Consider the following 23,438-nt stretch of genomic DNA (forward strand, 5'->3'; position numbering starts at 1 on the left):
GAATGTCGGTGCGGCAGCGTAGAATAGTTACATGGGTGTAGTTCCTGCAAGTTCGACCGATCCCGGAGGCGAGACGCCGACCGGACAGGCCGACGCGCCCGGACGGCAGGACCCTCCATCCACGACCATCGAGTCAAGCACCCCATCCGTCGATCGTTTCCAGATTCTCGCCCTCGATGGCGGGGGAGCCAAGGCACTGTTCACCGCTCACGTGCTGGCGCGGCTGGAACAGGACCTCGACGTCAGCATCAAGGACTCGTTCGACTTGATCGCTGGCACGTCGGCGGGTGGGATCGTCGCGCTTGGGCTGGGTGCCGGTCTCGCCCCGAGCGAGATCGTGGGGCACTACGAAGAACTGGTCGAGGCGGTCTTCCCGGCCGTGCGCCGGCGACTGTGGCGGCGGCCTCGCCAACTCACTGCACCCATCTACGACGGCGATGCGCTGCGCACTGCCTTGACGAAAGTGCTCGGCCAAAGGCTGCTGGGAGACAGCGCGAAGCGGTTGGTCATCCCGGCGTGGGACGTGCAACGAGGCTCCGTGCATATCTTCAAGACGCCCCACCACACACGGCTCGCCCGAGACTGGCGCATCCCGATGGTGGACATCGCGATGGCGACCTCGGCGGCGCCGCTCTACTTCCCTGCCGCGCGTGTCGATGGACACCGCCTCATTGACGGCGGCGTGTGGGCGAACAACCCTTCCGTCGTCGCGATTGCCGAGGCCGTGAGCATGCTCGACGTACCGCTCGCCTCGATCAGGGTGCTCAACGTCGGCACCATCGACCAGCTCACGAACCACCCCAAGCGCCTCGACCGCGGCGGGCTGTTCAACTGGGCGAAGCCGATCGCGCCACTGATCCTCACAGCCGGCAGCCGTGGCGGACAGGGCATCGCTGAACATCTGATCGGCAAGGCCGCTTTCACCAGGTTCGATGCTCTCGTGCCGAGCGGACTGTACGCACTCGACTCGGCGGACCCGAGCGATGTCGCCGGCCTCGCCGCGTCCGTGAGCCGCGAGCTCAGCCCTATCTACACCGCGCGGTTCGCAGATCATCGCGCGGCGGACTACACACCGTTGATCGGAGACCGACACCGCGGCGACCCGACCAACACGTCGACCACGGAGGTCTCCCGATGAAGCTCACTGACTACTTCAACGTCTTGCTCAAGGACACCGTCAACCTTGGCCAGGTGAAGCTCGACTCGCTCGACTCTCGCGTCGAGGCGGTCTACAAGGCGTTGAAGGCCGACGAGCAGATCGGGCACCTGATCCTCGGCAAGACGCCCCAGGGCTCGTGGGCGCACAAGACCATCATCAATCCGGTGGGCAGCAACGAGTTCGACGCGGACTTCATGCTCGACATGAGCGAGAACGCGGACTGGGCCGACGATCCCAAGAAGTACATCGAGGAGGTCTACGCGGCTCTGCACCGGCACAGCACCTACGGAAACATGCCGCACTCACGCAAGTGCCGTTGCGTCCGAGTTGTCTACGCGAACTCCATGCACCTGGACATCGTTCCGCACCTCAACCTCGCCGATGGACGCGAAGTCATCGTCAATCGCGACGACAACGACTGGGAGCAGACCGACCCCCAGGGGTTCACGGACTGGATGAGGGACAAGGACGCGCTCGCGAAGGGCAACCTCCGCAAGGTCATCCGGCTGATGAAGTACCTGCGTGACCACAAGAACTCCTTCACCGGGACCCGGTCGATCCTCCTGACGACACTGCTCGGTGAGCAGGTCACCGAGTTGCGCACGCTGCTTGACCCCGGCTACTACAGCGACGTCCCCACGACTCTCTTGCACCTCGTAAAGGACCTCGACGCCTGGCTCCAGGCGCGCCCGATCAAGCCCTCCATTCCGGACCCGTCCGGGTCCGGGGTCACCTTCGACCATCGGTGGGAGCAGTCGACCTACAGCTACTTCCGGGACCGTATTCATGTTCACGCCGCCGAGATCGAGGAGGCTTACGAGGAGGAGAACAAGGAGCGCAGCATCGAGCTGTGGCAGGGCATCTTCGGTGACGGCTTCAAGGCCCCGGCCACCTCGTCCAGCAGCGCGAAGTTCCCGGCAGCAGCTCCCGCGGCCGCTTCCACCGTGGGGCGGTCTGGCCGCGCGGGATGAGCCGCCGCAACCGGGCCACGCTGTCGGCTTGGCAGAAGCACCTCTTCGATGAGCTGAGGTCACTCGCCAGGGAGCACCCCAGCGACGTGCGGATAGTCGAGCAGCCTCGGCTCGACTCTGACGGCGACGCCACCCTCCGACTTCGGCTCCACACCGCAGATATCCTTCATCGCCCCGGTGGGCTGGGACTTGGAGACGACGAGGAGTTCATCGTCAAGATTCGCCCCTCGCTGTTCGCACCCCCGAGCGCCGAGGTTGACCACACACGCTTCCTCGGTTTCCCGCACGTCCTCCAAGGGCAGCGGCTCTGCATCTATCTCGACCCCTCCCGCGAGTGGCGCCCTTCCGCCGGGATGGCCGGATTTCTCAGCCGACTGTGGGACTGGCTCACCGATGCTGCCGGCGGAGCGTTCGATCCCTCGACCGCGATGTACCACGCTGTCGGAGGAGTGCTCCACCACGCCGATGACACACCCACCATCGTCGTCCGCGAACCTGGGCCGCCGAAGCGGCAGCAGATCGCTCGGCTCGTCGCCCGCTCACCGCACCGCTACGACCTCACCTACTCGACCGACCGCGACGGACACCGCACACCCGTCTTTGTCCTCGCGAGGGACCTCCCGTTCGGTGCGGCATCCACCTTCGCGCTATTCCTGACGCTCTTGGACGACCCGCATCTTGACCGCGCCGAAGGACGACCGCCAGAGGTCTCACCGCAATCGCCCGCTTTCCTTACCTCGCTCCTCGCCAGCGCTCTACGAAACCCTGACGGCACCGAGCAGTACTTCGTGCTCGCCGTTCCGCACCCCGCAGGTGGACCGCACCATCTTCTCGGCGGACGCCTTCCCGCAACTACCGCCGACGCCCTGCGACGCCTCGCCAAGAAGCACGGCACAGCGGTCAACCTCGACCCCGCGATCATCAACGCCGACATCCCCATCGAATGGTGCAACATGTCCGACGAACGGCAAGAGGTCACAACCCGACGCGACGACAACCGTCCCGTCAACGGCTTCCAAGGACGAGCCGTCCACATCTGGGGCTGCGGCGGCCTGGGCTCATGGCTCGCCGAGTTCATCGCACGCGCCGGAGCCAGCGCCATCACCGTCTGCGACCGCGGCACCATCACCGGCGGACTTCTCGTGCGACAGAACTACACCGAGGCCGACATCGGCCAGACCAAGGCCGATGCCCTCGCCACACGCCTCCGCGCGATCCGCGACGACCTGACCGTGACCGTCGCAGAAGGAAGCGTCCCCGACCCAGCCGTCTCACTCTCCGCGGACCTCATCATCGACGCCACCGTCAGCCACAGCATCACCACCTACCTCGACACCCTCGCCGGCGAAGACCGCACGGCACTCATCGCCCAGGTCGCCACCGACGCCAGGACAGGATCGCTCGGTATCGCCAACATCTGCGCGCCCGGTGACACCTGTACGCCGTCTGAGCTTGACGACCAGGCAGGCCGCTCGGTATTGGCCGATGGTGGATTAGAGCTGTACCACCGGCTCTGGGAGGACGCAGCCGAAGGCGACGAACTGACTCCCACGAGGGGATGCTCCGTACCCACGTTCCATGGCTCGGCCGCGGACCTCGCTGCTGTCGCCGCGACACTCGTCAACATGATCGGCCTGCACCTCCAACAGGCAGGGGCACCTGTTTCAGGGACCCACCTCATCGCCCTGCCACACGCACCAGCCGGCCCACGGCATCACTTCCTTCCCGCGGCGTCGGACACTCGCGGATGAGATAGCACGGGTTTACGTCTGTCCGGGCTTGGGCGTAAAGTTGGGGGCCGAGGCAGGTTCTCCTCGATTGCGGGTCCTTCGGGACGGCCCAGCTTGGGCGCTCATACACGTACTGCCTCCTCGACGGAGAGACACGTGTGACGAGAGGCCCGCCATGATCCGCCTTATCTGGACGCTCAGCGCCCGCACCCGCTACTACCTGCGCCGCTACATGCCCACCAACCGGCTGCTCGACGCGATCCGACGCCGACGCAACTTTAAGTGGGGCATCCCCGCGACGCTCCTCGCGGTGCCCTACCTGCTGATCGCGAGCATCTGCACCAACGCCCTCGACCAGGGGGCACCAGGCTGGTTGCATCTGGTCGTGTTGTGGGCGGTGTGGAACGCGATGAAGTTCATCGTCATGGGACCGGTCAGCCTGATCCTCCTGATCCGCGCCCGGACCCAGGAAGCCATTGCCCGGCACCGCGACCGGCAGGGCACCCGCGACCGCTCGGAGTCCCAGGTGCCTATGACCGTAGGGGCGGCCCGATGAACGCCCCCACCTACACCTACGCCGCTCGCCTACCTCCGAGGCGCACGAGCGGCAGCAGACCGCTTGTCTGGCGCTGCCCGCGACCTCGACCTTGATGTCACTCGCAGATACAGCGATGAAGCCGGCGATCGCTCGGAGCTGACATGACTGCTCGCTGACTCTGCAACCGGCAAGTTCTCAGCCCTGGTGATCGCGCGGCTGGACCGTCTCGGGCGGACGATCCCCGTTGCCCCCCACGTCCTGGCAGACCTCGACACTGCTGGTGTGTGCGTCTGTGCGGTCGATCGTGGCACGTACGCCCTCACTGACCGGATGACGTTGGCAGACATCTTGACCGCCACGATCCGACCGTGCACGTGCGGAAGGCACCTCACGCGCTGACCCTGAGCACGGCGTGGACTCGGCCGAATCGCGGCGCCAGTCCCGGCCAGTGCGCTTGGCGGCCTGCTGGCTGACCCGAGTGGTCGGCATGCGGGGGATCAGCGATGCTCTGACGGTCCTGGCCCGTAGACTTGGGACAACACGCGGCGTACGGCGGGAGGTGAGTGGTGGCCGGATCAGGAGAGCACTTCAAGGCGCTCGTACGAAGCCACGGGAGCGGCGACGACGAGGCGTTCTACTCAGTCGCGCTACAGGTTGCCGCTCAGGCGGCTCGGCAGGGGCACCACCATCTCGCGGCTGACCTCAAAGCCGCAGTTGATCACTCACGTGTCGAGCGGCCGAAAAAGGTCACCTCAATCGCTCAACCGCGAGGCGATCTTTCAGAACTCGTTATCGCCTCTCACCCAGCCGTTGGCTTGAAAGACTTGGTCCTGCCGGATGAGCTGGCCGCGCAGGTGCGACGTGTCCTCAGCGAACAGCGCCAACGCAAGCAGCTTCTGGATCACGGCTTTGAGCCTGCGCATCGCCTCCTGTTCGAGGGGCCGCCTGGTACGGGCAAGACGATGACCGCGGCAGTCCTGGCTCACGAGCTCTCTCTGCCCTTGCTGACGATCAGGCTCGACAGCCTGCTGAGCAAGTTCATGGGCGAGACCGCCAGTAAGCTGCGCGTCATCTTCGATGCAGTGGGCGCGCAGCGCGGGGTGTACCTGTTCGATGAGTTCGACGCGCTCGGTGGCGACCGAGCAGGAAACGACGTCGGTGAGGCCCGACGCATCCTGAACTCCTTCCTGGTGTTCCTGGAGAACAGTTCTCCCGAGAGCATCGTCATCGCTGCCACCAACCACCGGTCGATTCTGGACAAGGCCCTGTTCCGACGTTTCGACATGGTTCTCAACTACTCACTGCCGGACGCGAAACAGGCCGCCGCCGTGATGCGCGGCAGGCTCGGGTCTCTCGCCAAGGGCGTCCGTTGGGCCGCACTGGCAGAGCACATGGCAGGGCTCTCCCATGCGGACCTCGTAAGGGCTGCGGAGTCTGCCGCCAAGAGCGTCATCCTCGCTGGCGGAACACGAGTGAGTGCCGACGACATTCGACAGTCGCTCAAATCGCGGCAGGCGGCGAGCCTTGGCTGAGGGGCAGGAACACCTCAGTCACCTTCTGGTAGAAGATCGAGCGGCAGACGAGGAGTTTCGCCGACGGGGTGGACCGGACCCGAAGATTCGTCCGGTCGAAGACCGTGCCGGTCACGGCGGCGGGCGGCTGAACGAGTTGCAGTCCGCGTTCTCTAGCGGTGACGAGACCCGTGAAGAACAACTCCCAGACGACGAGCTACGTGCCTTGGGCACCATCATCACGTTGGAGGGCTCTGACCCCGCGTATCCGCTCAAGCTCGACACTCTCCAACAGCTCACCTCGCACCGCGATCCGCAGCGCAGGCGCCCCAAGTGGCTCCTTCTCTCGGTTCTCCCCGCGGACTCGGGTTCTGGCATCCCCGAGCGAGCGACCGTCTGGGTCAGCGACGACTACCGTGCGAAGTTCCTGCAGCTCTTCGAGGACTACCTGGCGAAGGAGTCACCGAAAGGCAAACCTCGCAACAACGAACTCGTCGCGAACATCGCACGCATCCGCGCCACCATCCTGGGTGACCTTTGGCAGTCCGAGGGTCGCCCGCCAGAAGGTACGACGACATGGTGGGAACTATGGCTACGCCCAAACGCTGACGGCCCCGATCTGCTACGGCGCTTCGCCGAAGCCTCCGGACTGACCATCTCGCAGCGTCTCCTCCGGCTCGTCGACCGCGACGTCATGTGGGTCGAGGCGACGTGGGCGCAGCTTGAAGTCCTACCGTTCACCGCGGTGCCGCTGGCCGAAATCCGGCGCCCGGAGTTCATCGACTCCATAGAAGACCTCACCGCCGAGGAGCAAGCCGAGTACGTCGACGACCTGGCCAAGCGACTGGAACCTGCCGACGAACTCCAGCCCGCCGTCTGCCACCTCGACACGGGCGTAGCGAGAACTCACGTCCTCATCGAGCAGTCCCTGGCACCCCAGGACCTGCACACCGTGATCGGCGTCAGCGGCTTCGATCAAGACGGACATGGCACCAAGATGGCCGGCATCGCGCTGCTGGGAGCCGCGGTCGACCGCCACCTGCTCGGATCGGACTCCGTTGTGCTGCGACACCGACTGGAGTCGGTTCGCATCCTTCCGACCAAGACCGAGAAGCCGCACGAACCCCGCGCGTACGGAGACGTCACCGCCCAAGCCGTCTCGCTGCCCGAAATCGCAGCGACACGGCGCCGGGTGTTCTGCATGCCGGTCAGCACCAGTACCGACACCCCCGGAAACCCAGGTCAGCCCACGCTGTGGTCGGCCACCGTCGACGCACTGGCCGTCGGCGCCAACGTCGTCAGCAACGGCGACGAACTCCGGCTACTCGCGCCACCAGACAGCGAAGCAGCAAGACTTCTGATCGTGTCCGCCGGAAACGTAACCGGCTACGTCGCCGACCACCTCGCCGAATCCGACACCTCTCCGGTTCGAGATCCCGGCCAAGCCTGGAACGCACTCACCGTCGGCGCCTACACCGACCTCGACGCGGTCCCGACCGATCCGGCCTTCGCAGGCTGGACCCCTGTCGCGCGGAAGGGCGACCTCTCGCCCCACAGTCGCACGTCTCTGCCGTTCGGGAACAAGCCCTGGCCGATCAAGCCCGACATCGTCATGGAAGGCGGCAATGTCCTCCATGACACCGCCTCCATGTTCGAGCCGAACCACCCGGCGCTGTCCCTGCGAACCACCGGGCACACAAACGACCAGGCTCTGGCGTCGGCCAACGCAACCAGCGCCGCGACCGCGCAAGCCTCCCGGCTCGCAGCCCTCGTCATGGCCACCTATCCCGAGTACTGGCCCGAGACGATCCGAGCACTCCTCGTCCACTCCGCGCAGTGGACACCCATCATGCGCGACGAAATCGATCGTGCGGGGCAGAGCGGACTTCAAGCCAAACAGATGCTGCTACGCCGATACGGCTGGGGCGTCCCGACCGAGGAACGCGTGTTGTTCTCCTCCGATCGGTCCGTAACCCTGGTCGTACAGGACGAGTTCACCCCTTTCGAGGGCGATGAGTTCAAGGTCCCGTCGTTCCGGCTACACGACCTTCCTTGGCCGCGCGAAGTACTGCAAGACCTGGGCTCCGCTTCCGTGACCCTGCGCGTCACCCTCTCCTACTTCATCGAGCCGACGGCTTCCCGACGAGGATGGCGGCAGCGGTACAAGTACGCATCACACGGACTCCGGTTCGAGCTACAAGACCCCCTTGAATCTGAGGCCCATTTCATTCAGCGAGTGAACCGTGAAGCCCGCACCGAGGAAGCCGGCGGGCGCCCCGCAAGCGGACAAGTGTCGTGGCTCGTTGGCGCCAACCAACGCCTGTACGGCTCACTGCATCAAGACATCTGGGAGACCTACGGTTCAGCACTCGCCGACACCGGAAAGATCGCCGTCTACCCCGTCGGCGGCTGGTGGAAGAACAACAAGAACCGCGAACGCGTCGACCGGAAGATCCGATACGCCCTCGTCGTATCACTCCAGACCGACGCCACCGACGTCGACCTGTACACACCAGTGGCGAACCTCCTCCACACCCCGATCGAGATTCCGATCGAGTGATGTCCGATTCGCTCCGAATCCCACGGATAACGGATGACACCGCCGGACTCGCAGCTCAGACGTTCGATGCGACGGCTTTCGCGCGCCGACCACCCGGTCGAATCGTGACGCCCTCTGCGGCCAGCGCGCGTCGGACAGCTTGCTGGCTGACCCCGTACCGCAGCCCGACTTCCATTAGCGTAAGGCCCTCGTCGTACAGCTCGACCGCTTCGGCGAGATGGCACTCATCGAGCCCCCGCTGGCGTATCGGTACCGAGCGGCGGACAAGGTGCGCCGCCGCGGTGCGGCGATGAATGCTGAACCGCTCGCCCAACTCCACGAGTGTCGCGCCCGACTCATACGAGGCCACCAGCTCATCCACCTGCCCCGGGCTCAGAAAGGTTTGAGTCATCCCAACTGCACGCACCATCCGCCCCCGCTCGTCCACCACAGACGGCTCCAGCGGCCTCCGGTTCCGCCGGTAGACGCCCCGCGACCTGCGAGAAGCCACGGTTTTCAAGGCCGGGCAGGGGTTCTCGAACTCTCTACGGAGGTCCACCCAATCAGAGACGCTCGAACCTTGCCCCGCGTGATCGCGGGGCTGCACGATGTAGGTGTAGAGCAGGTCGTGGCCCAGCATCCACTTCATCAACCAGGTGCCCCCGAACCTCAGAAGCGCGCCGAGGTCTTTCTGAGTCGAGGCGTGTTACGATCGCCGCGTCGGCGCCCGGACGGAACCCGCACCGGCGGAACGGAGTCAGATGCGCGCTTCACGCCCTCGACTTACTCGTGGCGACCGACGTCTTGCAGCGAAGGCTGGGCTGGCCGCGCCCCAGCCGTACACGGTGGAAACCTTGCGCATTCCCCTTGCTGATGGGGTCGAGCTGGGTGCCGACCTGTACAAGCCGACGACCGCATCGAAGGGGATCGTGCTCGTTCGCGGGCCTTACGGCAGGTCCTTCGTCTTTTCCCGCCCGCTAGCGGCCGTCTGGGCTGCCCAGGGTTACACCGTGCTCTTTGTCTCGAGCCGCGGGACCGCGGACTCAGGCGGTGTCCTCGATCCGATGCGTACCGAGGCACGCGATGGTCATGACGTGATTGCCTGGATGCGCACGCAGCCGTGGTACGACGGGCGTTTCGCTACCATGGGGGTGTCTTATCTGGGGCACACTCAGTGGGCAATTCTGGACGAGCCCGAGCCCGATCACGTCGCCGCGATCATCGCGGTCGGGCCGCACGACTTTGCCCGGCATACCTGGGGTACCGGTTCGTTTAATCTTGATCAATATGGCTGGGCTGAGCAGATCGTTCTTTTGCGCGGTAATCTGCTGCGGACTGCTATTGGTCTGGCGACGTCCGAACGTCGCCTTCGTCCCTTGATGAGGGCGGTTCCGACGGCGGATGCCGTGCTTGCGCACTTCCGTGACCGCACTCCCTGGCTTCGGGATCGTCTGACGCGGTCCGACATCGATGATCCCTACTGGGCGGGTGCCCGTCATGAAGTCGCGCTTCAGCGTGCGAACATCCCGATCCTGATCTTCTCTGGTCTCCAGGATCTCTTCGAGCGCCAGAGCGTGGAACAGTTCCGCACGCTGACAGACCGGGGCGTGACGACGGCGATGACCCTCGGGCCATGGACTCATAACGAGTTGTCCAACGTGCCCGATATCTATCGCGAGACCCTGGCCTGGTTGGACACCTATCTCGCAGGTGAGCCGCATCCCCGACCGCACCGTGTGCGTGTGTTTGATTCGGGAACGCAGAGATGGCTGGAATCTGAAAACTGGCCGGTGGCATCGCGCACGATCGACTACACGCTCGGCGGAGATGGCGTGCTCGGCGGTCCGCCCGGTGAGCGTTCGTTCGTCTACGATCCTGCCGATGCAACGCCAACGATCGGCGGGAACGTGATTACCAGCGAAGGCGGCTTCCGCGACGACAGTCCGCTTGCCGCGCGTGAGGATGTCCTGGTTTGGGAGACGGCGCCGCTGACCGACGATCTCGCGCTCGGCGGAGCGCCTCAGGTGGTGCTTGAGAACGCAGCTGAGTATCCGGATGCCGATGTTTTCGTCCGCATCAGCGACGTAGATCCGAACGGGCGGGCGCAGAACGTCTCCGAGGGTTTTGTGCGCTTGCAGGGTGAGGCGGTTAACGGAAAAGTGAGGATCGAACTGTTCGACACGGCCCATACGTTTCGGGCCGGGCATCGGCTGCGGTCCGTGGTCGCGGGTGGATCGTTTCCGCAGTTCGCTGGGAACTCCGGCTACGGAGGGAACCCGCTTATGGCGACAAAGTTCCGGGCGAACCGGCACACCATCACCGGTGGCACGCTGACGCTTCCGCTTCGCTAATGTCATGATCGGCGGTGGGAACATGGGCATAGGGCACCACCCGAAGCGGAGACAACGGACTTGGATGCGGCGAACCGCCTCATCGCCCACACTCACGCCAGCGCATCCAGTGCCTGAAGGACGGGAGACTTCGCCCGAGGAAGCCGAGAGGCGATGCCCATCAGCCGAGCAGGCTTGCCGCCGCGACGTAGCCACTCCTTCAGCGCCTCTCGCGCCAGCTCGTACCCAACGTCCCCGCGCATCCGGAACGCATCCGCGATGGACCGCTCGGGCGAGTAGACCCGATCGACTGATCAGTACCCGGAATCGGGATCTCATCCCCCAGGTTCTGATGCTTGTCCTCCGGCGGCCTTGCCCCCCGGATGCTCTTCGGCCGAGCGTCCGCGGAACCGCGACGGTTCGCAGCCGTGATACTCCTTGAACCGCTTCGCGAAGTAGGAGGGTGTGTCGAAGCCGACCCGCCGGGCGATCGCCGCGACGGCCAGGTCGGTGCTGTCCAGAAGGCGCGCGGCCGCTTCGAGGCGCATCCGGATGTGCAGCTGCCGCGGGCCGTAGCCGTACCGGGTCTTCACGGACCGGATGACGTGACCCTCGCTGAAGGCGAACCGCTGGGCGAGGTGCGCTGCGGTCACCTTCTGGTCGAGGTGCTGGCCGAGGTAAGCGTGGACGTCCTCGGCCAGGTCCTGCTGAGCAGGCACTGCCGTGATCTCATCGGCCAGGATCGCCAGCGCGCTCAGGAAGGCCGCCTGGTACACGACCTCGGGGCGGTCGAGCGTGTGGAACGCCTTGGCATGGGCGAAGTTGTCGATGCGGACGTGCTCGGCTGAGACGAGGGCGTCGTAGAGGTGGACCAGCGGTGCGCCGTCGAGCGTGCCGGTCGTCGGCAGAATGATCGAGAACGGGTCCTTCGTGTAGTACTTCCCCTTGTTCAGCCGGCGGCTGCGGGGCGGGCCGGCCGTCTCGGTGAGGGCCCAGCCACCAGGGGCGTGGAAGTGGGCCCACGCGAACGTCGTCTCCGAGGTGCAGTGCCGCCACCCCCGGTGCGGCGTGCCCGGCGGGATGAGCAGGTACTGCCCGTGCCCCAGGTGATGCTGCTCGCCGTCGACCTCCATGTCGAGCGTGCCCTCGTCGACCAGCAGAAGGTCGAAGGTCTGCCCCAGGACCCGCTTCTCGTGAAGATCACCGGGGCGGAACCGAGAGCGACCACCGACGACGAGGTACGGCATCGGGGGGCACGACAGCTGGACGAGCATGGTCACCTCGGAGCGCAGTTTTGTTCCATCGATCGTAGTCTGACGGCAATCGTTCGGGCTCGTTCACGAGCGATGACGAGCGTCGGGACGTAGGCGAGTTCCAAGGACGGCCCGCCGGGGGTCAGACTCGTTGCACCCGTCGTGCGCGGATCGGGGCAGCGCGGCGCAGGCTTGCGACTGGGAGCGGTCGCGCGGCCGGGCCAGCCTCGTCCTGAAGGAGCCAACGCCGGCTCGAGTGACGGACGGAGAGGTTGTCATGCGCAGGGTTCTGGGGAACTACAGGTTCTCGATCATCTTGCTGTTCGGGGTAGTCGTCGGGGCCGTCCTCGGGCTCACGCTGGGGGAGAGGGCGATTGTTCTCAAGCCGGTGGCCGACGTCTTCCTGAACTTGGTGTTCTGCCTGATCGTCCCGGTGGTCATCACGTCGATCTCGTCGTCCATCGCGGCGATGGGCAACCTGGGGAAGCTGAGGAAGATCCTCCTGCTCTTCCTTGCGGTGATCGTGGTGACCGGTTTGATGACCGCGCTGCTGGCCCTGCTGACGGCGCTGATCTTCAAGCCGGCACAGGGTGCGGTGCTCGACCTGGAGCAGGACACCAGTGGCATCACCGGGAACCTGGACCTGGTTGGCCTGTTCACCACCGACGACTTCGTCAACCTGCTGTCGATCGACAACATGATGCCGATGATCGTGTTCTCCGTGCTGCTCGGGATCTCGGCCGCGCTGGTCGGGCAGGCCGCCGAGCCGCTGAGCAAGCTCCTCGCCTCCGCCACCGAGGTGCTGTCGAAGATGGTCGCGATCGTCATGTACATCGCCCCGATCGGCATCGCCGCGTACTTCGCCTCGCTCGTCGGGACGATGGGTGGCCAGGTGATCTCGTCGATCGCCCGCCTGTCGGTCATGTACGTGCTCTTCTGCGTCGTCTTCTTCGTCCTGTTCGGCGTGGCGTTCAGCTATGCCGGGGGCGGCCGCGAGGGCGTGCGCCGGTACTTCAAGAACGTGTGGCTGCCGGCAGCGACAGGCATGGGGACCTGCAGCTCGACCGCCAGCATCCCCGCGAACCGCATCGCCTGCGAGCAGATGGGCATCCCGCGCGTCATCAGCGACCTGGTGGTCCCTCTCGGTGCAAGCATGCACAAGAACGGCGTCGTGTCGGTCCAGATGTTCAAGATCATCTTCCTGCTCGGTGTGTTCGACCGACCGATCGACGTCCCTACCGTCCTCACGGCGGTCTTCGTCGCCGTCATCAGTGGCATCATCGTCGGAACGATCCCCAGCGGCGGCTTCATCGGAGAGCTCTTCATCGTCACCGCGTTCGGGTTCCCCACCGAGGTGGTCCCGATCATCGTGATTATGGGCACGCTCACCGACCCGTTCTGCACCATGAACAACGTGGCCGGTGACTCGGCCGCGGCGATGTTCATCGCCCGCGTGGTCGAGGGCAAGGACTGGATCAAGCGCACGGTCGGCACCGGTGACCGCCCGACCGATGACGGCCCCGCCGCAGCAGTCGGCGAGGAGCTCGCCGAGGTAACGGAGGACGGACGGCACGTTGCTGCCGCCAGGCTGAACGGCCTGGCCGATGCCCGGACCGAGGCCGCACGATGACCGGCTCCGCCACGCCGTCGACGGTCCGAGCCGCCAACGAAGCCGACCTCCTGGCAGATGTTGCCGAGATCTACCTCGGCAACCTCGCCACGGTCGAGACCGACCTGACGCTGCCACCGCGCGGCAGCCGGGGCACCCGGTTCACCTGGCGGTCCGGTGAGCCCTTGTTCCTCTCGCACGCCGGCCGGGTGACTCGGCCCAGCCCTGGCGTGGGCAACCGGGTGGTTCCGCTCCACCTGACCGCAACCCTTGACGGGGCCATCGTCCAGCGCGCCTGGGAGGTCACGATCCTCGAGGAGGAGCTCGTCCTGGCCGTCGCGGAGGTGATCCCGGTGCGGGTGACCCTGGTGGGCGACGAGGTGCTGAGGCTGCCGGCGTTCGCGGTGGTCCGGCTCGAGGACGGCCGCACCACCGTGCGCGCCGTCGCGTGGGGAGAGCCCGAGCCCGTCCCCGGGGGGCTTCGGGCCCGCGGCACCGTGGAGGGCACCGACCTGCCGGCCGTCTCCACCGTGGTGCGTCTCCACGCGGACCCGACACAGGCCGAGCTCACCCGTCGGCGGGTGACCCGGCAGGTCACCACCGGAGCGGCCGCCCGGCTCACCGGGCGCGGCCGGTTGCCGGCCGCGGCGCGTGACGTCGTCGCACATCTGCACGAGGTAGACGTCGACCGGCTGCTGCACGGGTTCCGCGCGGCCGCGGGCCTCGACACCCGCGGCACGGAGCCCATGACGGGATGGGACAGCCCGGACAGCCTGCTGCGCGGGCACACCACCGGCCACTACCTGTCGGCACTCGCGCTCGCGTGGCGGTCTACCGGGGACCCGGAGCTGGCCGACAAGGTGACCGCACTTGTGCGCGGCCTCGCCGAGTGCCAGGACGCGCTCGGCTGCAGCGGCCATGGCGAGGGCTTCCTCAGCTCCTACAGCGAGGAGCAGTTCGACCTTCTGGAGGAGCTGACCACCTACCCGACGATCTGGGCGCCGTACTACACCCTGGACAAGATCATGTCCGGCCTTCTCGACGCCTACGAGATGGCGGGGAACGCGGAGGCGCTGGCGGTATGTGCTCGCGTCGGCACCTGGGTGGGCCGGCGGCTCTCGAGGGTGCCCGTGCAGCGGCGCGACGCGATGTGGTCGATCTACATCGCCGGCGAGTACGGCGCCATGATCTCGACCCTGGTGCGGCTGCACCGCCTCACCGGGGACGAGGGGCCGCTGCGCGCCGCACGGTACTTCAGCAACGACAAGCTGTTCGAGCCCTTGCAGCAGGGGTACGACACGCTCGACGGGATGCATGCGAACCAGCACATCCCTCAGGTCATGGGCGCGCTGGACCTGTTCACCTACGGGCGGGAGAACCGGCACTGGGCGACGGCCGAGCGGTTCTGGGAGCTGGTGACCGAGCACCACACGGTGCCCGTGGGCGGGACCGGCGAGACCGAGATGTTCCGCGCTCCCGACGCCGTGGCGGCGTCGCTGACCGACAAGTCCGCAGAGACGTGCGCCACGTACAACATGATGAAGCTCTCCGCCGCGCTGTTCCGCTCGGCCCCCGACGCCCGGTACATGGACTACTACGAGCACGCGCTGGCCAACCACGTCGCGGCGACGTTCAGCGGACGTCCGGACGGTGGGTCCACCTACTTCCTGCCGCTGTCGCCGGGCGCGACCCGGTCCTTCGACACCGACGAGAACACCTGCTGCCACGGCACCGGGCTCGAGAACCCGTTCCGCTTCCAGGAGGACGTGGTCACGGTGCGCGACGAGCGCACGTGGTACCTGAACCTGTACGTGCCGGCCGAGCTGGAGGACCGACGCACCGGCGTCCGGTTCGAGCTCGTACGTCGCGGCGCCGGGCGTTGGACGCTCGTGGCGAGAGAGGCCAGCAATGTGGAACTGCGGCTGCGGCGTCCCGGGTACGCCACGGTGTTCACCGTGCGTCGTCGGGGCGAGACCGTCGGGGTCGCCCCCGGGCCGGACGGCTACCTGGTGGTCCCCGGGCCGTGGAGCCCGGCCGACGAGCTGGACATCGAGATCGAGGTCGCCACCCGGGTGCGGCGCTGCCCGGACGACCCGCAGCTGTTCTGGCTGCAGCACGGGCCCCATGTGCTCGCCGCGGTCCACCCGCGCAAGACCGTGCTGCCGCTCCCGGCGGAGCGGGCACGAGCCACCGTGGCCGCCCGGCCGTGGGCGGAGGCCTGGGAGGTCGACGGCGTCCGGCTCGTGCCCGTCGCCGAGGTGGGCGACCACGCCTACCACGTGGTGATGCGCGACGGCGAGGAGGTCCAGGGCGTCGCGACCCAGTGACGGAGGAGAAGGCTCCGTGCCCGGTGCGGGTACCACCGGGCACGGGGCCTTTTCGCATCGGTGTTCAAGGCCTCGTCGGACGCGGCCGCCCGATCGGCACGGGCGCGGTGCCCGGGTGGGGCGGGGCGTTGTGGTGTCCGCCCGCGCGCCAGCGGTTCGCGCTCGTCGTCTGTCGAGATCGGTCGGGGCCTCGGACGTGCCTCGTCGCCGTACCCCCGGGTGCACCGGGGATGGTGAGCTGCTGGGGCCGAGACCCTAGACGCTGGTCGGTCGGTCGTTCGCTGCTGCGGCCTCGTGCCGACGGGTGCGAGCGGTGGCGCGCCACAGGACGACGCCCGCCGGAGCCAGCAAGGCCGTCGCAGCGGCCCCTCCGATGATGAAGGTCCGCGCACGCGACTCCGGCGTGCGGGTGGAGACGCGGAGCGCCTCGAGTCCTCCGCCTGTGCAGGTAAGCTGGTTCAGCACGTCGTAGTCGCCGTCGAGCAGCAGCTCGAAGCCGCGGCCGTCCACGGTCGTGCTCGCTGGGTTCTTGGCGAGCGGTGCCGGCTCGCCGTTGTCGAGACACCTCACCTCGTCCCGGCGCAGGTCCTCGCCGGAGGCCCAGACGGAGGCCACCATGCCCGGTGCGGAGATGCGAAATAGGGCTCTCTTGACTGATCTGTGGGTCATTTCGGCTTCCCGCGGCCGGGGAGGGGTGGGCAGTAGCCGCCGAGGGCGAGCATGGCCAGGGCGACGAGGGCTTCGGGCCGGTGGAAGCCGAAGGCCTGTCTGGTCAGGAGGCGGATCTTGGTGTTCGTGGACTCGATGAGCCCGTTGGACAGGCCGTGGTCGAGGGTGGCGTCGATCGCGTCACGGTGCTTGACGATGTGGCGCTGGAGGTCGACGAAGGTGGGGATGCGGCAGCGCCGGGCCCAGGAGATCCACCGGTCCAGGGCGTCCTTGGCGTCCTGGCCGCGGAGCTGGAAGACGGTGCGCAGGCCTTCCTTGAGCAGGTAGGCCCGGTAGAGCAGCGGGTCGGTCTTGGCGACCCAGGCGAGCTTCGTGGTCTGCTTCTCGGTCAGGTTCTCCGGGTTCTTCCACAGCGCGTAGCGGGCGTGCTTGAGCGCTCTGGCGTCCCCGCTCGCCCGGCCGGCGCGGCGGCGGGTCACCGCGCCCCGGGCACGGTTCCAGGCCTGGCGGCGGACCTCGTCCAGGGCGTCGGTGGCCCAGGCGACGACATGGAACGGATCGGCGCAGCGCACCGCGTTCGGGCACCGCTCGGCGACCACGGCGGCGATCCAGTCCGCCGCGTCCGCGGACACGTGGGTGATCTGCGCGCACCGGTCCGGGCCGAGCGCGTCGAAGAAGGCCCGCAGGGTGGCCTTGTCCCGCCCCGGCGCGGCCCAGAGCAGGCGCCCGGTGTCGTGGTCGACCACCACGGTGAGGTAGCGGTGGCCCTTCTTGTAGGAGACCTCATCGATGCCGATCCGGCGCAGGCCGGCGGACCGGTCGACCCCGGCGAGGGCGTCGCCGGCGACCCGGGTGAGGATCGCCCCGACCGTGCGCCAGGCGATACGCATCAGCTGGGCCACCGCGGTCTTGGAGCACCGCACCGTCAACCAGGCGATCTGATCATCGAAGGCCAGGGTGTGCCCGGCCCCGTGCCGTGCCCAGGGCACGTGCGCGACCACGACCCCGTGCTCGGCGCAGGTCACCCGCGGGGCGTCGGCCTCGACGAACGTCCTGACCGTGCCCAGATCCAGCGCCCGCCACCGCCGCCGCCCGGTACCGGCGTCATACCCCGGCGCCCGGCGCCGGCAGATCCCGCACCGACCCCGCCAGCGCCGCGAGACCCGGACGTGGACCGTGACCTCCCCGACGCCTCCACCACCGTCCGCGTCGCCCTCGACCCGCTCGATCACCACGCCCTGCTCGACCCCGATCAGGGCACGCCATACCCTTGCGTTGCGCACGCCGCTCTCCGCTCTTCAGGTGACTGACCGTCGACAAGCCAGAAACCTAGACGGAGAGCGGCGTGCCCCTACCCCCGGCGCGCCGAACCACCCACAGATGGGTCAGGAGAGCCCGAAATAGGTCGCCCGGACCGTAGGTGTCATCCGTGAACCGACCGGGGAACTCGTTGAGCTGGGTGATGCCGAGGACGATCGCCGTCGGCCCGGTCACGATCGCGCTCATGCAGGCGATGGCAAACAGTGACAGGGTCTTGTTCCACATCGTGCGGAACGACAACGGTTACTCTCCCTCGGTAGCCGGTGGAACGCGAAGTTCCGCGAAGGCTACCGCCCGCCTGCAAGGCGGGTCGGGCTCGGCACCTAGTGTCGACGATCGACCGTGGGTCGGGGCCAGCTGGCTGGAACCCTGCCGGAGCTGTCGTGCCGGCTGCGGGCAGGCGAGAAGGCCCCTGCACGCCGAAGTTCGGGCCCGTCCGTCCGGGATTTCGCTGGTGGATGCGCTGTAGCGTCACGACCGTGGGGTTTTCGCCGGTAACTATATACCCCCTGCAGGGCATGCGCACCTGGGCGAACGTGTACCGCTCGGGCTGCTGCGAGTGGCGCAAGCGCAAGCCCTCGGTCACCCCCCGCTGGCGCGCCGAGCTCCGCGAGATCATCCAGCGCATCTTTAGCCACCCGAATCCGGCGGCGCAGCAGGCGGTGGCCAGGCGAACGCGACTTCAGCGCTCCAACGGAACTCTGAAAGCGCTGGCAGGGCTTCTCCCTCGCTATCCTGTGCCTCCAGAGGCTGCCTCAACCGGCCGACTGCGTCCTGCCTGAAGTTCGTTCTTCGTGGTCATGTGCGCCGGACAGTTTGAAGCCGAGCCGTCCGTGGGCGAACCCACCACCTGCGCGGATGGCGGTGGCGACCCAGGCGGCTTCTGAAAGCTCGGTCTCGGTCGCGCCCGCTTTCACTGCCGCGTTGCTGTGCGCGTCGATGCAGTAGACGCATTGTGTGGTGATACCCACAGCGAGGGCGATGAGTTCGCGGTACTTGAGGGGGATCTCTCGTCCGTCGCTGGCGAAAACAGCACGGTCGAAGGCGTTGAACGCGGCAAGGATGTCCGGGGTTGTTTCCTTGTAGGCGGTGGTGTAGCGCTTGTCGGCTCGACGGTCGAAGTAGTCGTTCACTGTGTTATCCTCCGTGGCTTCACAGTCCGTGGGAGATGACTTCGCGGCGGCTGATGCGCCAGCCAGCGTCGGTGCGTCTCAGGGTGTCGAGGTACTGCCCGATCAGTACGGGCATGGGGCCGGGTTGATTGTTTCCCAGCCGGAGGAACTTGCTGCGGACCTGGACCTCGTCACCGCGGTCGGCGACGATCTCGCTGTTGGTGGTGTGGTGGGACAGCGCGGGTCGTGTCAGTGCCGACCGGTAGGTATACGGGTCGTCGGTACTGCCGGTCATGGCTGCGAGGACGCGTTTCCTTCCTCTGATGACCTGGCCGGGCTGACCGGGCGGCACGGCGTGGGTGAAGTCGAATTCGACGTCCTCGGTGAGTACCTGGTCGAAGGGCACCGTGCCGGCGTCGAGAGCATGCCCGTACCGGGCGATGGTCTGCATGATCTCGTAGTAGTCCTCGAACTTCACCGCTCGCCCCGTTCCGTCATGGCGGGCTCCGGCTGTGGCGCGAGATCGAACGCCTGCGCGAGGAGTTCGTGCGAGTGGCGGCGGGCGGTGGGATCGGCGATGAGGTCTTGGATCATGAGCTCGTCGGCCCCGCTCTCCTCGATCATCTGCTCCAGCGTGGCGCGCACTTCGGCAGGGCTGCCGGCGACGAACCTGGGCCAGCGGCCGTCGGTGATCGTGACCGGCTCGTCCTTCTCGGCCTGGCTCATCTCGCGGGCGGCCTCATCGGGGGTGGGCACCATGACTGCTCCCGCTTCCCGGCCGGCCCGGCGCAGCCGTGCGTAGTAGCCCTTCGGGGAGCCTGCCAGGTGCAGGCCGTCGGCGCTGGTCTCACCCACGGCGACGTTGACCCCGAGGATCGCTCGCGGCGAGTCCAGCCCGAAGCCCTGGGGCTCGAAGTTCTCGCGGTAGTGGCGCAGGGCCGGGGCTGCGCCTTGGGGGTTGATGAACCCGGCGAAGGTGTAGCCGATACCCAGCCCCGCTGCGAGGTTCGACCCGTTCGGGCTGGACCCCAGCAGCCAGGTCTGCGGGACTTCGGGCACGGTGGTCATCAGCGGATGCCCGGCGAAGGGATGGTCCTCGGGGAAGGACTCATACAGCCAGGCCAGAGTCTCCAGGACCTGCTGCTGGTGATCGGCCTGAGCAGGGTGCTGGCGGTTCTGCTGGAACGCGAGGTCGAGTACCGGGCCCGCCGTGGCGCGCCCCATGCCCAGGTCGACCCGGCCCGGAGCCATCGCCTCCAACTGCTTGAACATCTCCGCGACCTTGAACGGGCTGTAGTGGTTCATCAGCAGCGAGCCCGAGCCCAACCGGATCCGCGAGGTGACCATCGCCGTAGCGGCGATCAGCAGCTCAGGGTGATGCGAGGCGCCCGATCGGCTCAGATGATGCTCGGCGAACCACACCCGGTGGTACCCCAGCGCCTCGGCGTGTCGGGCGTTGTCCAGCGAGTCGGCCAGCGCATCCGTCTCCGTGGTTCCGGGAGCGACCGTCCCGAGGTCGATGATGGACAGTTTCACAGGAGAGGCTCCTCGGTGTCGACGGTGGAGGACGTCGACCCTACCGGCGATAGTTGGTTTGTCCAAACTTGTTTTCACTGTGGTCGTGGCTGGCGTGGCAGGCATGGTGACCGTGCGATCTTCGAGCGCGACCGCACCACCACCGGCCCGACCGTGCCCCTGGCGACCGCGGCGAAGTCAACCCGCCGACCCGACCGCGAAGGCTGGATGCTCGGCGACGACCGGACGGCCGCTCGCGGAGGTCACCGTCTCCGGTCGTCAGGTCGACGTGCTCGTGGGCCGGCCGGTGCCGGCAAGACCACCGCCATGAGCGGGCTGGGCCGAGGGTGGGAGCGTGAGCACGGCAAGGGCTCCGTCGTCGGCCTCGCGCCCTCGGCGGTGGCAGCCCAAGCCCTCGCGGACGACCTCGGGATCGCCACCGAGAACACAGCGAACCGGTGGACAACCACTTCACGACCGGCGGGACCTTCCACGCCGGCCAACTCGCGATCGTGGACGAAGTCTCCTGGCCGGCGCCGTCTCACTGGACCACATCACCGCGCTCACGGCCGGCGCGGGGGTGAAGGCGCTGCTCGTCGGGGGCTACGCCCAGCTCCGATCGGTCGACGCCGGCGGCACGTTCGCGCTGCTCAATCGGCCCGACACGCCCGAACTCGTCGATGTCCACCGCTTCACCCATGCCTGGGAGGAGACCGCCTTGCACTGCGGTACGGTCGCACCGAGGTCATCGACACCTACATCGACCGCGGCCGCGTGCTCGACGGCGACACCGAGGCCATGACCAACGCGGCCTGCACCGCATGGCGAGCCGACATGCTCGCCGGGAAGGCCACGGTGCTGGTCACCGACTCTAGCGAGGCCGTGACCGCACTCAACGTGCGTGCCCGGACTGATCTGATCCTCGACGGCACCGTACGTGGCCCGCGCGAGGTCGAGCTGCACGACGGCACCCGCGCCGCTGCCGGCGATCCCGTCCTCACCCGCCACAACGACCGCCGCCTGCGCGCCGGCCGAGGCTGGGTCCGCAACGGCGACCGCTGGACAGTCACGGACGTTCGCGACGACGATCGGCCACCCTCCGCCGGCCGCCGCTGGGGCGCCTCCGTGGTGCTCCCGGCCAGCGACGTGGCCGAACACCTGGACCTCGGCTACGCCGCCACCTCCTGCCGGGCGCCGGGGATCACGACCGACACGCGCACGTCCTGGTCGACGCCGCCATGAGACGGGAAATCTGTACGTCACCCTCACCCGCGGCCGCGAGGCGAACACGGGTTACGTTGCCGTTGACGAGCCCGAGACCGCACACGACGGGCCGCGCCCCGGCGACAACACCGAGGCCACCGGCCGCAGCGTTCTGTTCGGAGTGCTCCCGCACGTCGGCGCCGAGCTGTCCGCGCACGAGACCATCACCGCCGAGCAAGACGCCTGGGCCTCGATCGCCCAGCTCGCCGCCGAGCACGAGACCATCGCCGCTGCCGCCCAGCACGACCGCTGGGTCACCTCATCCGCGCATCCGGGCTCACCGCCCACCAGTCCGACGACGCGATCGCCTCCGACGCCTTCGGGGCGCTGGCCGTCGAGCTCCGCCGCGCCGAGGCCAACCACCACGTGGAGGCGCTGCTGCCACGCCTCGTCGCCGGGCGCGGGTGCTTCTTCCATCTGAGCGAGGGACAGACCGCGCCGTCGTATCGGAACGTCACGCCGATGCAGGTGTGCGCGCCCTCGGTGCGGCGCTCGATGCCGAGCTCGGCGGCCAGCTCGTACACGGTCTGACCGCTCAGGTAGCCGTCCACCAGCGCGTCGACCGAGGCGGTGTCTAGCCGCTTCTGCGCCTGCCGGGTGCCCGGAACCGGCCCTGACGCGTCTGATCGCCGCTCCGAACCGACCGTCGCAGCTCCCGCAGAAGGCTCTCTGAACAGGGACTGTGCCACCGGAGGGTGGGTTGGAACGTACTCTCGAAACTTCCACATAAGTCGCGCGCACTAGCACTGCCCCGCCTGGCCGGCGGGGCCGTTTGTCTTTGGGTCAGGTTCCCGTAGCGCCGCTGGTGACGTGAAGCGGAATGGTTGACGACAGGGCCGACCGCCCGGGGCGGGGAGTCCCTCGACCACAAGGACATTGCCGAGCTGCTGTGGCCCAGGCAGGGGAGCAGGACGTGATCCTGGCGCCGCATTACCGTGAAGGCATGGACTTCCTCGAGACTCTCCGCGGTGTCGTCGTGCTGGTGCATCTCGTGGCCTTCGCCATCATGTTCGGTGCGTGGACGGTGGAGGCGGCGGCTCGCCGGTACCAGGCCACCAGGCTGATGAACTTCGGGGTGCTGGTGGCCTTGGTCTCCGGCCTGGTTCTGTCCGCACCGTGGGGCGTGGACGGCGAGCTGAACTACGTCAAGATCGGCATCAAGCTGGTCGTACTGATCGTGGTCGCCGCGCTGACCGGTATCAGTACCAGCCGTACCAAGAAGGGTCCGCCGTTGCCGACGTCGGTGTTCTGGCTCATCGGCGCGCTGGTCCTCTTCAACGCTGGTATCGCAGTGCTCTGGTGACCGTCCGGACCGATCCGCTCGACGGGCTCGGAGGGCTCGAGGGCTTGCCCTCCGGCATGGGTCGCCAGCCGCACGCGGCTGATGATGCGCACCTCGCAGGGCGGTAGGCCGTGCGAGCGCAGTATGCGGCGGCGTAGAACGACGCCGGTGTGACGTGCGTGGTCGCCCCGCTCATTACGGGCCCGCGGATGCAACGCGAGGCCCGCGGCAACCCCGGCGGAGCGCCCCCACCCGCAGGAGCCGCCCACTCTCGTCGCACTCAGGTCTCGTCGCACTCAGGATCAAGGCC

18 protein-coding genes and 1 pseudogene are annotated in these 23,438 nt (G+C 67.4%); 11 read left to right on the plus strand and 8 right to left on the minus strand.

Annotated elements, in window-relative coordinates; translation table 11 throughout:
• Positions 1-31: 31 nt before the first annotated feature.
• From MF406_RS04385 to MF406_RS04410, 6 genes are all read left to right on the plus strand, one after another.
• A complete protein-coding gene (locus MF406_RS04385; protein ID WP_242896779.1) occupies positions 32-1,138 on the plus strand; it encodes a CBASS cGAMP-activated phospholipase in 1,107 nt (368 codons plus the stop codon).
• The gene (locus MF406_RS04390; RefSeq protein ID WP_005049383.1) at positions 1,135-2,130 is read left to right on the plus strand and encodes a cyclic GMP-AMP synthase DncV-like nucleotidyltransferase; all 996 of its coding nucleotides are present in this window, start codon (positions 1,135-1,137) and stop codon (positions 2,128-2,130) included. Before MF406_RS04385 ends, MF406_RS04390 begins: the two co-directional genes overlap by 4 nt.
• Complete coding sequence (locus MF406_RS04395) at positions 2,127-3,881, plus strand: ThiF family adenylyltransferase (RefSeq protein WP_242896780.1); 1,755 nt, start codon at positions 2,127-2,129, stop codon at positions 3,879-3,881. The genes MF406_RS04390 and MF406_RS04395 overlap by 4 nt, the downstream gene beginning before the upstream one ends.
• Before the next feature lie 154 nt (positions 3,882-4,035).
• The gene (locus tag MF406_RS04400; protein ID WP_005049385.1) at positions 4,036-4,416 is read left to right on the plus strand and encodes a hypothetical protein; all 381 of its coding nucleotides are present in this window, start codon (positions 4,036-4,038) and stop codon (positions 4,414-4,416) included.
• A gap of 548 nt (positions 4,417-4,964) precedes the next feature.
• Positions 4,965-5,930 carry an AAA family ATPase gene (locus MF406_RS04405; RefSeq protein ID WP_034228238.1) on the plus strand — a complete coding sequence of 322 codons (966 nt, stop codon included), beginning with the start codon at positions 4,965-4,967 and terminating at the stop codon, positions 5,928-5,930.
• The gene (locus tag MF406_RS04410) at positions 5,923-8,469 is read left to right on the plus strand and encodes a S8 family peptidase (protein WP_058858997.1); all 2,547 of its coding nucleotides are present in this window, start codon (positions 5,923-5,925) and stop codon (positions 8,467-8,469) included. The genes MF406_RS04405 and MF406_RS04410 overlap by 8 nt, the downstream gene beginning before the upstream one ends.
• A gap of 55 nt (positions 8,470-8,524) precedes the next feature.
• Here MF406_RS04410 and MF406_RS04415 read toward each other — a convergent pair whose 3' ends face one another.
• Positions 8,525-9,097 carry a helix-turn-helix domain-containing protein gene (locus tag MF406_RS04415; protein ID WP_242896781.1) on the minus strand — a complete coding sequence of 191 codons (573 nt, stop codon included), beginning with the start codon at positions 9,095-9,097 and terminating at the stop codon, positions 8,525-8,527.
• Positions 9,098-9,293: 196 nt separating this feature from the next.
• On the opposite strand from MF406_RS04415, the gene MF406_RS04420 reads away from it, so the two are divergent.
• Positions 9,294-10,799, plus strand: coding sequence for a CocE/NonD family hydrolase (locus MF406_RS04420; protein ID WP_242896782.1), 1,506 nt, complete (start codon positions 9,294-9,296; stop codon positions 10,797-10,799).
• 314 nt (positions 10,800-11,113) lie between these two features.
• Here MF406_RS04420 and MF406_RS04425 read toward each other — a convergent pair whose 3' ends face one another.
• Positions 11,114-12,052 carry an AraC family transcriptional regulator gene (locus MF406_RS04425; RefSeq protein WP_242896783.1) on the minus strand — a complete coding sequence of 313 codons (939 nt, stop codon included), beginning with the start codon at positions 12,050-12,052 and terminating at the stop codon, positions 11,114-11,116.
• A gap of 130 nt (positions 12,053-12,182) precedes the next feature.
• On the opposite strand from MF406_RS04425, the gene MF406_RS04430 reads away from it, so the two are divergent.
• Both MF406_RS04430 and MF406_RS04435 read left to right on the plus strand, forming a co-directional pair.
• Positions 12,183-13,661: a dicarboxylate/amino acid:cation symporter gene (locus MF406_RS04430; protein WP_242896784.1), complete on the plus strand. Its 1,479-nt coding sequence runs from the start codon at positions 12,183-12,185 to the stop codon at positions 13,659-13,661.
• Positions 13,658-15,967: a beta-L-arabinofuranosidase domain-containing protein gene (locus MF406_RS04435; RefSeq protein ID WP_242896785.1), complete on the plus strand. Its 2,310-nt coding sequence runs from the start codon at positions 13,658-13,660 to the stop codon at positions 15,965-15,967. The genes MF406_RS04430 and MF406_RS04435 overlap by 4 nt, the downstream gene beginning before the upstream one ends.
• A 255-nt stretch (positions 15,968-16,222) precedes the next feature.
• Here MF406_RS04435 and MF406_RS04440 read toward each other — a convergent pair whose 3' ends face one another.
• From MF406_RS04440 to MF406_RS04465, 6 genes are all read right to left on the minus strand, one after another.
• On the minus strand, positions 16,223-16,585 hold the full coding sequence (locus tag MF406_RS04440; RefSeq protein WP_242896786.1) for a hypothetical protein: 363 nt from the start codon (positions 16,583-16,585) through the stop codon (positions 16,223-16,225).
• A 47-nt stretch (positions 16,586-16,632) separates the two neighbouring features.
• Positions 16,633-17,919: an ISL3 family transposase gene (locus tag MF406_RS04445; protein ID WP_242896787.1), complete on the minus strand. Its 1,287-nt coding sequence runs from the start codon at positions 17,917-17,919 to the stop codon at positions 16,633-16,635.
• A 46-nt stretch (positions 17,920-17,965) separates the two neighbouring features.
• Entirely contained in the window at positions 17,966-18,181 is a 216-nt protein-coding gene (locus MF406_RS04450) for a hypothetical protein (RefSeq protein WP_242896788.1), read from the minus strand.
• 530 nt (positions 18,182-18,711) lie between these two features.
• The gene (locus MF406_RS04455; protein WP_242896789.1) at positions 18,712-19,089 is read right to left on the minus strand and encodes a carboxymuconolactone decarboxylase family protein; all 378 of its coding nucleotides are present in this window, start codon (positions 19,087-19,089) and stop codon (positions 18,712-18,714) included.
• A gap of 19 nt (positions 19,090-19,108) precedes the next feature.
• The gene (locus MF406_RS04460) at positions 19,109-19,546 is read right to left on the minus strand and encodes a nuclear transport factor 2 family protein (protein ID WP_242896790.1); all 438 of its coding nucleotides are present in this window, start codon (positions 19,544-19,546) and stop codon (positions 19,109-19,111) included.
• Positions 19,543-20,604, minus strand: coding sequence for an MsnO8 family LLM class oxidoreductase (locus MF406_RS04465; RefSeq protein WP_242896791.1), 1,062 nt, complete (start codon positions 20,602-20,604; stop codon positions 19,543-19,545). The genes MF406_RS04460 and MF406_RS04465 overlap by 4 nt, the downstream gene beginning before the upstream one ends.
• 117 nt (positions 20,605-20,721) lie before the next feature.
• Between MF406_RS04465 and MF406_RS04470 the strand changes: the two are divergent.
• Positions 20,722-22,251 (plus strand): annotated as a pseudogene (locus MF406_RS04470) (ATP-dependent RecD-like DNA helicase); the annotation flags it as partial.
• A gap of 538 nt (positions 22,252-22,789) precedes the next feature.
• Entirely contained in the window at positions 22,790-23,149 is a 360-nt protein-coding gene (locus MF406_RS04475) for a Fe-S protein (RefSeq protein WP_242896792.1), read from the plus strand.
• Positions 23,150-23,438 lie beyond the last annotated feature (289 nt).

It is taken from the genome of Georgenia sp. TF02-10 (genome assembly GCF_022759505.1).
In the GTDB taxonomy this organism is placed as follows: domain Bacteria; phylum Actinomycetota; class Actinomycetes; order Actinomycetales; family Actinomycetaceae; genus TF02-10.

Excerpts from the sequence above, each read along its gene's own strand:
- MF406_RS04440 (WP_242896786.1), bottom strand. The coding sequence starts at position 16,585 with ATGGTGGCCTCCGTCTGGGCCTCCGGCGAGGACCTGCGCCGGGACGAG.
- MF406_RS04390 (WP_005049383.1), top strand. The coding sequence starts at position 1,135 with ATGAAGCTCACTGACTACTTCAACGTCTTGCTCAAGGACACCGTCAAC.
- MF406_RS04435 (WP_242896785.1), top strand. The coding sequence starts at position 13,658 with ATGACCGGCTCCGCCACGCCGTCGACGGTCCGAGCCGCCAACGAAGCC.
- MF406_RS04415 (WP_242896781.1), bottom strand. The coding sequence starts at position 9,097 with ATGAAGTGGATGCTGGGCCACGACCTGCTCTACACCTACATCGTGCAG.
- MF406_RS04425 (WP_242896783.1), bottom strand. The coding sequence starts at position 12,052 with ATGCTCGTCCAGCTGTCGTGCCCCCCGATGCCGTACCTCGTCGTCGGT.
- MF406_RS04475 (WP_242896792.1), top strand. The coding sequence starts at position 22,790 with ATGGACTTCCTCGAGACTCTCCGCGGTGTCGTCGTGCTGGTGCATCTC.
- MF406_RS04395 (WP_242896780.1), top strand. The coding sequence starts at position 2,127 with ATGAGCCGCCGCAACCGGGCCACGCTGTCGGCTTGGCAGAAGCACCTC.
- MF406_RS04450 (WP_242896788.1), bottom strand. The coding sequence starts at position 18,181 with ATGTGGAACAAGACCCTGTCACTGTTTGCCATCGCCTGCATGAGCGCG.
- MF406_RS04400 (WP_005049385.1), top strand. The coding sequence starts at position 4,036 with ATGATCCGCCTTATCTGGACGCTCAGCGCCCGCACCCGCTACTACCTG.
- MF406_RS04385 (WP_242896779.1), top strand. The coding sequence starts at position 32 with ATGGGTGTAGTTCCTGCAAGTTCGACCGATCCCGGAGGCGAGACGCCG.